Consider the following 14,060-nt stretch of genomic DNA (forward strand, 5'->3'; position numbering starts at 1 on the left):
GCTCGGGCGGGAGGGGGGAGAGGTCGATGGCGCGGGAGCGGGGCTGCGCGGGCGCCTGCGCAGCCGGTGCCAGCCTTTCGCCCAGCGGATCGCCGCCGAGCCGCAGTGCCATCCGCTCGCCGGTCTCGGGGTCCTTGATCTCGCGCGCATGGGGGCCGAGCGCGGCCTCCACGCGCTGCAGCCAGGAGGCGTCGTCCGGCCCGCGCGTGCCCGACAGACCGCAGACCACCAGCCGGTCGGCCGCGCGCGTCATGCCGACATAGAGAAGCCGGCGGTATTCGTCCTCGGCCCGTGCCCGCTCTCCCTCCTGCAACGCGCGCACCACGTCGTTGCGCAGCGCCGATTCCGGGCACCAGAGAAAGCCCGGCGGCTGGCCAGGGGGCAGGCCCGGCATGTCGCTCCATTCCAGAAGCTTGGCGCCGTGGCTGTGGCTGAACGGGGCCGAGCCGGGGTCCACCAGAAACACGACCGGCGCTTCCAGCCCCTTGGAGGCGTGGGTGGTCATGATGCGCACCTCGCCGCGCCCGCCCTCGGTCTCCCGCTTGATCTCGGGGGGCGAGGCTTCGAGATCGGAGAGGAAGGCGTCGAGCCCGCCGCGCCCGGCCGATTCTTCGGCCAGCGCCAGGTCGAGAAACGCGTCCACCACGTCTCCGGCATCGCGCCCGAGCCGGGCCACCAGCGCGGCGCGCCCGCCCTCGGGGCCGAGAATGCGGGCGAAGAAGGTGAAGACCGTCTCGAAGCCGGCGCGCCGGCGCAGCTCCTCCAGTCGCTTGAAGGCTGCGCTCGCCTTGACCAGCAGCGCCTCGCGCGCCGGGCCTTTGACGAAGTCCGGCAAGCGCTTTTCCGCGCCCCGGAAGGTGAGAAGGCGCAGCGCGAGATAGAGCGGCTCGGCGCGCCTTTCCGTCGATCGCGAGAGCGCCAGCGCCATCAGGTCGTCGTCGGTGAAGCCGAAGAGCGGGCTTTTTAGGACGGCGGCGAGCGACAGCTCGTCCTCCGCATTGGAGACGATGCGCCCGAGCGCCACGAGGTCGGACACTGCGATATGGTCGGTGATCGTCAGCCGGTCGGCGCCGGCCACGGGGATCGCGGCCTCCCGCAGCGCCGCGCCCATGGCGCCGACGAAGCCGGAGCGCTTGCGCACGAGAACCAGAACGTCGCCCGGCCCGATCGGCCGCCGCTCGCCCTTCACGCTGATGGGCTGGCCGATCCAGTCGCGGATCGTGCCGGCGATGCGCCGGGCGAGCCGGTTGGCGGGCGAGGCTTCGGGCTCGTGGTCGATCGGGTCGAGCCAGTCGTCGGACTGGACGCGTACGCTCGGCACCACCGCCGGCCAGACCTCGATCAGCCCCGGCTCCGCGCCGCGCGCCGAGACATGCACCGGCGGCTCGCCGCCGAAGGTGAGGCCGCGCCGGTCGGCCGGCTCGGCGAAGACCTGGTCCACGGCGTTGAGCACGTCCGCCACCGAGCGGAAGGAGCGGTGCAGTTCGACCCGCTCGAAGGGCAGGCCGGCGGCTTCCGCCAAGCGCTGGAGGTTCAGCCGCTCGTTGGTGAACATGGCGGGCGAGGCGCCTTGGAAGGAATAGATCGACTGTTTCTCGTCGCCCACCGCGAAGATCGTGCGCGGCATCTGGCGCGCCGCGCCGCCGGCGAAGAACTCCTCGACCAGCTGGCGCACCACCTCCCACTGGCGCGGACTCGTGTCCTGCGCCTCGTCCACCAGCACGTGGTCGATGCCCTGGTCGAGCTTGAAATGCACCCAGCTCGACGCTTCCGCCCGCAGGAGGAGGTCAGCCGTGCGAACGATCAGGTCCTCGAAATCGAGCCTCCCCCGCTTGCGCTTCAAGGCGCCGTAGTCGCCCTCCAACTTCTCGGCGATGGCGAGCGCGGCGCGGCTGGCGCGAAAGAGACGCAGCGTGGCGAGCCGCTCGCAGGCGGCGTCCACATAGTCCGCCGCTTCTTCCAGCCGATCCGCGAAGTCGGCAAACGTGTCGGCCACTGCCTTGGTGGCGACGGAGGAGGGCTTGTAGCGCCCGCCATCCTTCTTCTGCACGAGCTCGCGCAGCGCCTCGAAGCGGCGCAGCGGCGTTTCGGCCGCCTCGAAGGCGTTGAGCTTTTCCAGAAGCTTGGCGTCGGTCGCCTTATTGGAGCGCCCGGCCGCCTCGGCCAGCGCCTCGCGAAAACTTTCCTCCAAGCCCGGCGGGTCGATCGCGCCGGCGAGGATCGCGGCCTCGTCGTCGCCTTCCTTGAGGCCCAGTGCCTTGCGCAGCACGGGCACCGCGCCCTCCAGACCGCCAACGGCGCCGAGATGGCGGCGGATGCGATCACGCTTGGAGACGATCTCGCCGAGCAGCGCGTCGAGCCCCCATTCGCCCGCCAGCGTCAGCGCGTCGGCAAAGGCCAGCGTCAGGGCGGCGCGCTCGGGGTCGGCGGGATCGTCCGTGGAGCCGGCCACGAACATGCGTCGCGCCTCGGCCAGGAGCAGGGCGCTCTCGGTCTCGTCCATCACCTCGAAATGGCCGGGGATATTGGCCTCGATCGGGAACTGGTGGAGGATCGCCTCGCAAAAGGCGTGGATCGTCTGGATCTTCAAGCCGCCCGGCGTTTCCAGCGCACAGGCAAAGAGCCGGCGCGCCTTGGCGACCCGCTCCCGCGACGGGCGCTTGCGCTCCAGCGCCTCCAGCGCGCGGGCCAGCGCTTCCTCCTCCATCGTGGTCCAAGCGGCGAGGCGCGCGAAGACGCGGGTCTGCATCTCGGCGGCGGCGGCCTTGGTGTAGGTCAGGCACAGGATGCGCGAGGGCTCGGCGCCCGACAGCAGCAGGCGCACCACGCGCTCGGTGAGCACATGCGTCTTGCCCGAGCCGGCATTGGCCGCCACGAAGACGGAGCGGGACGGGTCGGAGGCGATGCGCTGCGGATCCTCGGCGCTTTGCACGACGATGTTCATAGCGCCTCTCCTTCCTCGGCCGTGCCGGCGACCGACCATTCCTTCGCCCGCGCCAGATGGTCGTAAGGCCCCGACGTGTCCCCGGCCAGGAAGGGCCGGGCGCGCGAGGGGTAGGTCTTGTCGGCCGAGCGATAGGCCGCGATCAGCCGGCGGAGGCTGGCGAGCGCGGCGGTGGCGAGATCGTCGCCCGACTGGGGCTCGCCCGTGCGCCCCCCCGAATGCGCCAGGCGCTCCTCGTAGAACTCGCGTTCGCGCAGGCGCACGTAAAGGAGATCGGCGACCGAGGAGACCGGCCCCAGCGCCTCGAAGGCGCCGAGGCGCGCCATCGCCGCTTCCAGCGGCAATTGCGGCGCGAGTAGCGTGCGCGCCTGCTTCACCGAAGGGTTCGTGCCGGTCTTGTAGTCGACGATCTCGATGCGCCCGTTCTTCAACCGGTCGATCCGGTCGGCATAACCGGTGAGGGTGAAGTCGAGATCGGGGAAGGCGTGCTCGCCGCGAATCTCGGTGAGGCTTGTCTCGATGGCGGGCGCGCGCTCGCGCTCCCATTCGATCATGTTGCGCGCCAGCGTTTCCATGCGCGGCCACCAGATCGCCTCGATCTCCGCCGGCAGCTTCTCCCTCTCGAACTCCTCGCGCGCGATCGCGAGAAGTTGGGCTTCCGCGTCTTCGGCCGCCGGGTCGACGCCTTCGGCCACGAAGCGATGCAGGATGGCGTGGTAGAGATTGCCGCGCTCCGGGGCGCCGGGGGCGCGCAGCATCTCGGGCAGCGGGTCGAGCTTCAACACGCGCCGGGCATAGACGGCATAGGGATCGCGCACCCAGGTCTCGACCTCGGTGACGGAGGCGCGGCGCGGGCGCACCGCCAGCGGCGGGCAGGGCTCGGGCCGGCGGGTGGGCGCTTGCGGCTCCACCGCGCCGAGCGCCCGCGCATGGTCGAGATAGACCCGGCCGCGTTCCAGCAGCGCCTTTTCGCCCTCCTTGCCGGCCAGCGTCAGGATACGTTGTAGCCAGCGCGAGCGGATCGTGGGCGACCCGCCCGAGCGATGTGAGCGGGCCATGACGACGCGCGGGTTGCCGAGCGCCATCCAGAGATCGTGCGCGGCAAGACCGATGCGGCGCTCGGGCGGGTCGAGCGCGATCTCGGTGCGCATGACACGCGAAAGAAAGGCATCGGAGCGCGCCGTGCGCGGCCAGACGCCTTCGTTGAGACCGCCCAGAATCATCACGTCCACATTCTGCAGGCGCGCCTCCAGCGCGCCCCAGACGAAGACCCGTTGCGACAGGCCGCCGCGCGGCTGCACGGTGACGTCGCTCATCAGCGCGCGCACGACGTCGGGAAGCTCTTCCGGGCGAAAGCTGAAGCCCGTCTCGGGGGCCGAAACGAGCGAGCGCAGAAAATCGCGCAGCCCAATGCCGGCTTCCTCGGCATAAAGCGGGTTCGGCCTGCCTTCCTCGTCGCGCGACAGCGCTTCCAGAACGCGGGTGAGGCAGAGCGCGTAGTCGCCGACCTCGCCTTCGCCGTCGCCCCGAAGGCCCGCCAGCGGCTGCAACGCCTCTTCCAGCCGGGCGCAGAGGATCGCCGCCTTGTCGCGGTCGTCCTGGCCGAGCAAGCGCACGGGGCGGGGCGCGCGTCCGTCCTCGGCCTCGGCTTCCGCGCGGCGGCGCGCAAAAAGCGCGGCCAGCGACGCGCCGTCGGCGACGCCCGTGCCGCCGCGCAGAGCGATGAGCTCGACCACGCGCGCGGCGTCGCGCGCGTCGGCGGCGGGAAAGCCGAGGCGCAGCAGCGGGTGCTTGAGCAGCGACAGGAGCGCCACCGGATCGCCCGGCTCCATCGCGACGGTGAGCGCAAGCTGCGTGAACGTGCCCGGCGGCGTCGCCCAGAGAGGGCGGCCGGCGGAATCGTTGGCGAGAATGCCGAAGCGCTCCAGCTCGGCCTCGACGCGGCGGGCGAGATTGCGGTCCGGCGTCGTCAGCGCCACCTTGGCGGCGGGGTCCGACAGGGCGTCGCGCATGGCGACGGCGATGGCCAGCGCCTCCTCGCGCTCGTCCGCCGCCTCGATCAGCTCCAGCCCGTCCAGCGCCGCCGTGCCGTGCCGTTCGGCCTGGGCGGCCCAGAGATCGGTGGTCTCGGCCGGGCGCAGCGCGTCCGACAGAAAGCGCTCGCGCGCCAGAAGCGGATCGCCCTCGGCCGGGGTGATGGAGTGGACGAGATCGCGGCCGATCAGGATGCCGGTCAGGATGCGCCGCATGGCGTGCTGGGGATGGCCGGGGGCGGCGATGGAGCGCTTGGCGTCGATCGCCTGGAAGCTTTCCTCGTCGAGATGACAGTCGATGCCGGGCAGCACCAGCGCGCCGGCGGGAAGCTGGGCCACGGCCTGGAGAAAGCGCACGGTGGAGGGGGCGGTGGCCGTGGTGCCGGCGACGATCAGCGGCGCGCCCGGCCGGGCCCGGCGCAGCCGCTCGGCCTCGGCGTCGAACCAGCGCACGCGCGCCGCCGCGCGGTCCTGCAGCCCCCGCTCGGCGAGGATCGCCGGCCATTGCTCGGTGAGGATCTGCAGGAAGGTCAGCGTCAGCTGCCACCATTCGGCCAGCCGGTCGGGCGCCAGCTGCGCCAGATTGGCAAGGCCCGCCTCCTCGTTCACCGCCTCGTCCAGAAAGGCGCAGAGATCGCTCGCGAGATAGAGCGCGTCGGCGCTGGAGGCGGGCAGAATCAGCTCCTCGCCGGCCAGCAGGCGCAGCGCCTGCTGGTTGATGCTTTCCTTCCAGATGCGCACGAGGCGCGCCAGCAGCAGACGGCGCTCCAACACATTCATCTCGGCGATCAGTTCGGCGCCCGGCCCCTCCTCGAACAGCGCGCTCGGATCGTCCGCGTCGCCGAGCGGGCGGATGCGCGGCAGGATCGCCGCCGCCCCGCCCAGCCTTCGCGTGAACTCCTCGGCCAGCGCGCGCACGGCGCGCCGCGTCGGCACGAGGATGGTCAGCCCCGCCAGCGCCAGCGGATCGTTGGCGAAGCGATGGTCCGGCAGAAAGCGCCCCGAGAGGACCCCCTCGGCCAGCGTGGGCAGGAAGGGCAGGCCCGGCGAGATGGAAAAGACGTTGGGACGCATGGCGTTAAGTCTAGAACATTTCCAGGCGAAGCGGATACGCTTTGCCGTGGGATAATGCGAAGATCAGAAACCTGGAGCGTTTCCGGTGAATGCATATTCACAGGAAATGCTCCAGACGCCCTGCCGCCGGGACCAAGGCCGCAGGGCCGCCTATCCCATCCGCCGCAGGGCCTGTCATGAGAACTCTGTCTCATAAGCCGGCTAATGCGCCCGCCGACCCGCGTCCGAGTAGGCGGAAAACGCCCGCCGTCAGCCGTGCTGGACGCGCGTCGCACTGGCCGCGAAGGCGGCCTCGGCGTCGTGGATCGCCTGCGGCGTGCCGACCGTCAGCCACAGCCCGTCCAGCCGGCCGCCGAACAGGCGCCCTTCGTCGATCGCGCTGTCGAATACGCGGTTCAGCGAGAAGACCTCTTCGGGCAGTTCGCGAAACAGGTCCGGCTTCAGGATGCCGGCGCCGGCATAGATGAAGGGGCTCATGTCGCGCTCGGCCACGCGGCGCAGCCGGCCTTCGCGGTCCATGGTGAAATCGCCCCGGCCCTCATAGCCCGTCGCCTGCCGCATCTCGGCGATGAGCAGCAGCATGTCCGCCTCGGCCGGGTTCCAGAGATCGGCCAAAAGATCGAGATTGTCGCGGTAGCCGTCGATCCAGAACGTGTCGGAATTGATGAGGTAGAAGGGATCGTCGCCCAGAAGCGGCAGGGCGCGCACGATGCCGCCGCCCGATTCCAGCAGCCGGTCGCTCTCGTCGGAGATGACGACCTCGATGTCCCGCCGCTTGCGCAGGTGCGCGCGCAGAAGCTCGGCCATGTAATGGACGTTCACCACCACACGCTCCACGCCGTTGCGCGCGAGCGCGTCGAGCCCGTAGTCGATCAGCGCCTTGTCGTTGATCTCGACTAGGGGCTTCGGAATCATCGAAGTGATCGGCCGCATCCGCTTGCCGAGGCCCGCCGCCAGGATCATCGCCGTCTTGGGTTTGGGCGCGCGGCGGGGCGGGCGGGCGTGGAGCGGCGTCGGGGCAAGGGGCTGGAGCGTCATAAGTCCTGCGGTCGGGTAATAGGTTCGTCGTCGAGAAGAGCCCACGCGCGGTAGAGGCCGGCCAGATCGCTCAAGACCGGATGCGCGAGGCTGCGCTGAAGATACGATTGAATACGCGGAATGTGACGGAGGTATTGCGGCTTGCCGTCCCGGCGCAACAAGCGGACGAAGATGCCGAGAATCTTGGTGGCGCGCTGCGCCGCCATGATCGCATACGCCTCCTCGAAGGCGGCCCGGCGGAAGCCGGTTCCGTCCGTCTCTCTCAAGCTCATGTAGTGATCGGCCAGCCGCCTTTCCAGATCGGCCGGCATGTCCACCCGCGCGTCCTGCGCCAGCGAGGCCACGTCATAGGCCGAGGGGCCGATCATCGCGTCCTGAAAATCGAGGAAGGCAACGCGGCGATGGCCGGTCTCGCCCGGCCGCCAGATCAGGTTGGGCCATTGCAGGTCGCGAAGCACGAGCGCGGGCTCGGCCTTTTCCAGCCTGTCGAACAGTGCGCCCCAGGCGGCATCGAACCGCGCCCGCTCGGCCTCGCTCGCCGGCGCGCCGCGCCTGTGCGGCCAGTACCAGTCGAGAAGCAGGCTCACCTCGATCGACAGCGCGCCCCGGTCGAAGGGCGGCACGCTATGAACCGGCCCTTCGCGGGTCGACAGGTCGCGGCGCGGGGGCTGCGCATGGAAATGCGCGAGCGCCGCCATGGCCGCCTCGTAGCGCTCCGGGATCGGGCGCCCCTCGGCGTCGAGCACCGTTTCGCGCCCGAGATCGGGCATGAGCACGAAGCCGGAATCGAGATCGGCGTAGAGAATGGCCGGCGCGCCGAGCCCCGCCGCCTCCAGCGCCTCGGCGATCGCGACGAAGGGCAGGACGGTTTCGGCCGTGTGCGCGATGCGGGCATAGGGCAGGCCACCCCGCACGGGAGGGCCGAGCACGAGCGCGGGCGAATCCATCAGGATGAGCGGCGAGGCGCCCTTGGCGGCGACGGTCTCGTAGCGCCGAGCCGAAGCGTCGCCTTGAAACGGCAGCCGGAGCGCGTCGGGGAAGCCGGCTTCACGTAGGAATGCGCGCGCGCCCAAGGTGCGGGCGATGCGCCGCGCGGCGTCCACGGTTGCCGTAAGCCGCGCCCGCCGGCCGCCGCCGGGGGCGTCCGTCAGTTCCAGGCGGAGCGTCGCGGCGCGGAGCGTCGCCGGGGCGCGCTCGGGCCATTCCACCAGCACGAGGCCTGTCTCGGCCGCCTCGTCGAAGCCGAGTTCCTCCAGTTCTTCCTCGTCGCCAAGGCGGTAGAGGTCGAAATGCGTGACTTTGGGAACGGTCTCGTAGATCTGCGCCAGCGTGTAGGTGGGGGAGGGGACCTCCAAGTCGGGGTCGCCGCTCAGCGCCCGTATGAAGGCGCGAGCGAGATGCGTCTTGCCCGCGCCAAGATCGCCCGACAGGGCGACCACGTCGCCCCGCCCGAGCACCAGCGCGAGGTCGGCCGCCAGACGCGCCGTCGCCGCCTCGTCGGGCAGGTGGAGATCGAAATCGGCGTCCGGGGTCTGCGGCGGAAAGGGCACGGCGCTCATTCGGCGGCGAGATCCCGCTCCTGCCGCATGAGGGGGAAGCGGCAGGTGACGACCGCGCCGCCCTTCGGACCGGAGGTGACCGACACGTCACCGCCATGCAGCTCGACGAAGCTCTTCACGATCGAAAGGCCGAGGCCCGCGCCGGACTGCCGGCCGCCAGCCGGATCGGTCTCGAACCGTTCGAAGACGCGCTCGACATTGGCGGGCGAGATGCCCGGCCCCTCGTCGGCCACGGCGAAGAACAGGCTGTCGCCCCGCCGGCGCGCGGAAAGCTGGATGGCGGAGCCCTGCGGCGCGAAATTGGCCGCGTTGGACAGGAGGTTGAACAGAACCTGGGTGACGCGGTGCCCGTCGGCGCGAAAGCTCGTGCCGGCCTGAGCGATGTCGATGTCGAGGCGGATCTCGTTGTCGCGCAGCCGCTCGCGCACCGCTTCCGCCGCATGGTCTACGGTATAGGCGATGTCGACCTCGCCGAGATCGAGATCCATGATGCCGGCGTCGATCGTGGCGAGATCGAGGATGTCGTTGACGATGGTTAGAAGTGTCGAGGTCGAGGTGCCGATATAGTCGAGATATTCGCTCTGGCGCGTGTTGAGCGGCCCGGTCTCGGCCGAGCGCAGGAGCGCGGAGAAGCCGATGATGTTGGTGAGCGGCGAGCGAAGCTCGTAGTTCACATGCTGGACGAAGTCGCTCTTCAGGCGGGCGGCGTGTTCCAGCGCCTCGTTTCGCTCGCGCAGCATCCGCTCGGCCTGGCGCGCGTCGGTGATGTCGGAGAAGGTCAGCATGGTCTGCCCGTTGGGCAGCGGCACGATGCCATAGGCCTGAACCCGGCCATCGGAAAGCTCGAACTCGCCCCCCTGCGCCTCGCGCGGCGCCTCGTCGAAGGCGGTGACGGCATGGGAGAAGCCGGCCCAGCTTGCCTGTGGCTCCGACCCGTCCGCCGGGCGGCGGATCGAGACGGTGGCGGTGCCGGCGAAGGCGCGGATATGGGGCTTGGCCGCCAGGAACTCGTCCGACAGGCCCCAGAGCTCGGCGAAGATCGGGTTGGACAGGCGCAGTCGCCCGTCCTGGCCGAACACGGCGACACCCTCACGGAGGTAGTCCAGCGTCTCGCCCTGCAGTCGCACCAGCGCGTTGAGGCGCGATTCCAGCTGCAGCTTTTCGGTGAGGTCCTCGAACACCCAGCTGGCACCCCCCGAGGGCTCGGGGCTGGTGAAGACGCGCAAGGTGCGCCCGTCGGTCAGGTGCCAGAGCGCGTCGGTCGGCTCCGTGGCGCGGTGCGCGGCCTGGATCTCCACCTTCACGTCGCGCAGCGGCCGGTCGTCCGGCAGGACCCCGCGCGAGCGCAGATGGTCGAGAATTGAGACGAGGTCGGGCGCCTTGTCGAGATAGGCGGCCGACAGGCCGAAGAGCTTGGCGAAGGCGGCGTTGTGATAGGCGAGTTGCGTCTTGTCGTCGAAGCGCGCCACGGCCGTGGTGAGATGATCCAGCGTCTCGGAATGCGAGCGCACGGTCTCGCGCAGCTCGCGCCGCACGCTCTCGGTCTCGGAAATGTCGATCGCGACGCCTGCCGAGCCGAAGGGGCCGGCGGCGTCCACCACCAGGAAGTTGCGCCGGTCGGCGTCCACCACGGCGCTCAGCCGGTTCTGGAAGCGGCTGTTCTGGGCGCGCGCGGCGATGATCTGCGCCCGGTCCTGCTCGTTCAGGAACTCGGTCTGCGCGTCCACCGCCGAAATGACGCCAGGCGCGTCCACGGCCTTTGCATAGGCGTCGTTCACCCAGACGAGGCGTTCGTCCTCGCCGCGCAGCCACATGGGCAGCGGGGCGGCGTCGAACAGTGCCTGCATGGTCTCGATCATGCCATTGGCGCGGTTCTGCTCCAGGCGCAGCGTCGCGATCTCCTCGCGCAGGCCCGACAGCGGCGTGAAGCGCACCACGGCCAAGGCGCCGGCGGTGCGACCAACGATCTCCAGCACATGGCCGCCCGCGCTTTCCACTTCCATGCGGAAGCCTTCGGCGCGGTTGCGCAGCTGCGACAGGGCGCGGGTCAGCTCGCGCGCCTCGTCGGGCGTCATCCAGCCTTCGAAGTCGAGAAAGGCGGCGGTCTCGGGCGGCGCGCCGAAGCGCTTGGGCAGCGTGCCGACGAGATCGGGCGCGCCGGGGCCGCTGAACACCAGAAGCCGCTGATTGTCCTCGGCGAGCAGCGTCCCGCGCCGGTCGGCCTCGTTCAGCGCGTCGGCGAGATCGGCGCGCAGGCGCTTGTTCTCTTCCGCGGTCGCGGCCTGTTGGCGGATCAGCCAGACGGCGGCGATCATCGCCGCGCCGATGGTAAGCCCGATCAGGGCGAGATTCAGAACCGTTTCCGGCCGCATCGGGCCGCCAGCGTCCTGCGCCTGTGCGCCGGTGACGCTGATAGCGGCCAGAAGCACGGGCGCGCCGCACAGCATGGTGCCGCGACGCAGCGCCCGGCCGACGGCGCGAAGCGGGCGGGGCAGGCGATGGGCGCGAAGCTGCGGCGCGAGGCGAAGAAGAGCGCCAGCGGCGCTCCGGGCGCCAAAGCGCATGCCATGCGGCGCGCCCGTCTCCCGCTCGCCAGCCCGAACTCGCCCGTCCGCACGGAGGGCTCCAAGGCCAAGCTTTTGCACGAAGCGGGCCGCCGGACCCGCTTTCATCGTCGATGTCTTGTGTATCATCCCCCGTCCTTCTCCGCCGCCTTTCGAGAAAAGACAGTTGTCCCCGTACCGCCGCCCCGCTCCCCAACCGAGCGACGATTCGTAAAACTTAAACGGTGGATAACCTCAGAGAAAGCGCGAGAACGGCACAGATGTTAAAAAAGAAATGCGCCGGAGGCCTTGCCTCCGGCGCATTGCCGCGCCAGGCGGCGCCGCGTCGTGGCTACGGATCAGTAGCGGTAGTGCTCAGGCTTGAACGGACCTTGCGGCGTCACACCGATATAGGAGGCCTGCTCTTCCGACAGGGTCGAGAGCTTGGCGCCCAGGCGACCGAGATGCAGGCGGGCGACCTTCTCGTCCAGGTGCTTGGGCAGGACATAGACCTTGTTCTGGTACTGTCCGCCCTTGGTGAACAGCTCGATCTGCGCCAGCGTCTGGTTGGTGAACGAGGCCGACATCACGAAGGACGGGTGACCCGTCGCGTTGCCAAGGTTGAGAAGACGCCCTTCCGAGAGGAGCAGCATGCGCCGCCCGTCCGGGAAGGTGATCATGTCGACCTGCGGCTTGATGTTGGTCCAAGTCAGGTTGCGCAGGGCGGCGACCTGAATCTCGTTGTCGAAATGGCCGATATTGCCGAGGATGCACATGTCCTTGAGCTTGCGCATCGTGTCCAGCGTCACGACGTCCTTATTGCCCGTCGTGGTGATGACGATGTCGGCGGTCGGAGCCGCTTCCTCCAGCGTCACGACCTCGAACCCGTCCATCGCCGCCTGAAGCGCGCAGATCGGATCGACCTCCGTCACCTTGACGCGGGCGCCCGCGCCGACCAGCGAAGCCGCCGAGCCCTTGCCGACGTCGCCATAGCCGCAGACCACGGCGACCTTGCCGGCCATCATCACGTCCGTGGCGCGGCGGATGCCGTCCACCAATGATTCCTTGCAGCCGTACTTGTTGTCGAACTTCGACTTGGTGACGCTGTCGTTCACGTTGATGGCGGGGAAGGGCAGGAGGCCCTTCTTCTGCAACTGGTACAGGCGGTTGACGCCCGTGGTCGTCTCCTCGGTCACGCCCTTGATGGCGTCGCGCTGGCGCGCGAAGAAGCCGGGCGAGAGCGACATGCGCTTCTTGATCTGGCGGAAGAGGATTTCCTCTTCCTCGGAGCCGGGGTTGGACAGGACGTCCTCGCCCGCTTCGGCGCGCGCGCCGAGCAGGATGTACATCGTGGCGTCGCCGCCATCGTCCAGGATCATGTTGGCGGGCTGGCCGTCCGTCCACTGGAAGAGGCGGTCGGTGTAGTCCCAATATTCGTCCAGCGTCTCGCCCTTCACGGCGAAGACCGGCGTGCCGGTGGCGGCGATGGCGGCGGCCGCGTGGTCCTGCGTCGAGAAGATGTTGCAGGAGGCCCAGCGCACCTTGGCGCCCAGCGCCTGCAGCGTCTCGATCAGGACGGCGGTCTGGATCGTCATGTGCAGCGACCCGGCGATCCGCGCGCCGGTCAGCGGCTTGTCGGTGCCGAATTCCTCGCGGCAGCTCATCAGGCCGGGCATTTCGGTTTCGGCGATGTCGAGTTCCTTGCGGCCCCAGTCGGCCAGCGAAAGGTCCTTCACGACGTAATCGGCTGCTGCGCTCATGCCACGTTCTCCTTGGGCTGCGGATGGGGCGCGGTCTAGGTTCGAGCGCCCGCTCGCAAAACATCGGGCTGCGGCAAAGCACGGCCCAGGGCTCGCCAGGGCTTTAGCAGCCCTCGCGCCGAAAGGATATAACGAATTGCTTATATGCTTATCTGAGTGTGCCGAAGGCGCAGGCGAGACCCGAATGCGGGAGGTCCGCGGTGGCTTGTCTCAGATCCCAGGGTTCAGCATTCCTCGCCGAAGCGGTTGGCGACGAGATCGGCGATGGCCTGCATGGCGGCTTCCGCCTCACGCCCCTCGGCGCTGACGTCGATCGTCGTTCCCTGGCCGGCGGCCAGCATCATCAGGCCCATGATCGATTGGCCGCCCACCGTCATGCCGTCGCGGGCGATGGTGATCTCGGCGTCGAAGCTTTCCGCCAGCTGCACGAACTTGGCCGAAGCCCTGGCATGAAGCCCCTTGCGATTGACGATCGTCAGGGTTCGGGCTGCCGACATGGGGGTCTCGTCCAATTGATCCGCGCGGTCCATCGCCTGGGTCCCCGCACCAGCGGCGTCTTCGCTGACATAGGTCATGGTATCACTGCCCATTGAGGATTCGACTCGCCACGGCGATGTATTTTCGCCCCGCCTCCTGCGCCGCGACCAGAGCCTGGTCCATCGGCTTCTCGCCGCGCACGCTGGCGAGCTTGATGAGCATCGGCAGGTTGACCCCGGCCAGCACGTCCACCTGCCCCTCGTCCATCACGGAAATGGCAAGGTTGGACGGCGTTCCACCGAACATGTCGGTGAGGATGATGACGCCCTTGCCCCGGTCGGCGTCGCGCACGGCCTGGACGATGTCGAGGCGGCGCTGTTCCATGTCGTCGTCGGGGCCGATGCAGATCGTTTCGAACGCTTCCTGCTGACCCACCACATGCTCGACTGCGAGCTTGAATTCGCGCGCGAGCTGGCCGTGAGTCACCAGCACAAGTCCTATCATTCGTTGTCCGCTCCGGGCTCCGACGCCACTTTCATGGGCAGGTGATTGTGCGCCTGCTGCCGTTCCCCCGCAAGGCAGCAAGAGGGCCAGCTTCGAGGAATTCTTATTCTAAAGAGTAACCATGGCAT

8 protein-coding genes are annotated in these 14,060 nt (G+C 69.3%); all 8 read right to left on the minus strand.

The window, feature by feature from the left end; translation table 11 throughout:
- Positions 1–2,944: double-strand break repair helicase AddA (gene addA, locus AUL32_RS05930; protein WP_062112602.1), on the minus strand; the 2,944-nt coding region annotated here is incomplete at its 3' end.
- Positions 2,941–6,051, minus strand: a complete 3,111-nt coding sequence (gene addB / locus AUL32_RS05935; RefSeq protein WP_062112605.1) for a double-strand break repair protein AddB — start codon at positions 6,049–6,051, stop codon at positions 2,941–2,943. The genes addB and addA, both read right to left, overlap by 4 nt.
- Positions 6,052–6,300: 249 nt before the next feature.
- Positions 6,301–7,089 (minus strand): nucleotidyltransferase family protein, encoded by a 789-nt coding sequence (locus tag AUL32_RS05940; protein ID WP_061972666.1) that lies wholly within the window; start codon positions 7,087–7,089, stop codon positions 6,301–6,303.
- Positions 7,086–8,648, minus strand: a complete 1,563-nt coding sequence (gene tsaE / locus AUL32_RS05945) for a tRNA (adenosine(37)-N6)-threonylcarbamoyltransferase complex ATPase subunit type 1 TsaE (RefSeq protein WP_062112608.1) — start codon at positions 8,646–8,648, stop codon at positions 7,086–7,088. The genes AUL32_RS05940 and tsaE overlap by 4 nt, the downstream gene beginning before the upstream one ends.
- Positions 8,645–11,320: a sensor histidine kinase gene (locus tag AUL32_RS05950; RefSeq protein ID WP_244497686.1), complete on the minus strand. Its 2,676-nt coding sequence runs from the start codon at positions 11,318–11,320 to the stop codon at positions 8,645–8,647. Before AUL32_RS05950 ends, tsaE begins: the two co-directional genes overlap by 4 nt.
- A 230-nt stretch (positions 11,321–11,550) precedes the next feature.
- On the minus strand, positions 11,551–12,951 hold the full coding sequence (gene ahcY, locus AUL32_RS05955; protein WP_062112611.1) for an adenosylhomocysteinase: 1,401 nt from the start codon (positions 12,949–12,951) through the stop codon (positions 11,551–11,553).
- 224 nt (positions 12,952–13,175) lie between these two features.
- Positions 13,176–13,448 (minus strand): HPr family phosphocarrier protein, encoded by a 273-nt coding sequence (locus tag AUL32_RS05960; protein WP_148640111.1) that lies wholly within the window; start codon positions 13,446–13,448, stop codon positions 13,176–13,178.
- An 82-nt stretch (positions 13,449–13,530) separates the two neighbouring features.
- Positions 13,531–13,932, minus strand: a complete 402-nt coding sequence (locus AUL32_RS05965; RefSeq protein ID WP_061972662.1) for a PTS sugar transporter subunit IIA — start codon at positions 13,930–13,932, stop codon at positions 13,531–13,533.
- Between the last annotated feature and the right edge of the window lie 128 nt (positions 13,933–14,060).

The organism is Aureimonas sp. AU40 (genome assembly GCF_001463785.1).
Taxonomy (GTDB): Bacteria; Pseudomonadota; Alphaproteobacteria; order Rhizobiales; family Rhizobiaceae; genus Aureimonas.

What these genes read in the sequence shown, in the direction of transcription:
- tsaE (WP_062112608.1), bottom strand. Translation starts at nt 8,648, where the DNA reads ATGAGCGCCGTGCCCTTTCCGCCGCAGACCCCGGACGCCGATTTCGAT.
- AUL32_RS05940 (WP_061972666.1), bottom strand. Translation starts at nt 7,089, where the DNA reads ATGACGCTCCAGCCCCTTGCCCCGACGCCGCTCCACGCCCGCCCGCCC.
- AUL32_RS05960 (WP_148640111.1), bottom strand. Translation starts at nt 13,448, where the DNA reads ATGTCGGCAGCCCGAACCCTGACGATCGTCAATCGCAAGGGGCTTCAT.
- ahcY (WP_062112611.1), bottom strand. Translation starts at nt 12,951, where the DNA reads ATGAGCGCAGCAGCCGATTACGTCGTGAAGGACCTTTCGCTGGCCGAC.
- addB (WP_062112605.1), bottom strand. Translation starts at nt 6,051, where the DNA reads ATGCGTCCCAACGTCTTTTCCATCTCGCCGGGCCTGCCCTTCCTGCCC.
- AUL32_RS05950 (WP_244497686.1), bottom strand. Translation starts at nt 11,320, where the DNA reads ATGAAAGCGGGTCCGGCGGCCCGCTTCGTGCAAAAGCTTGGCCTTGGA.
- AUL32_RS05965 (WP_061972662.1), bottom strand. Translation starts at nt 13,932, where the DNA reads ATGATAGGACTTGTGCTGGTGACTCACGGCCAGCTCGCGCGCGAATTC.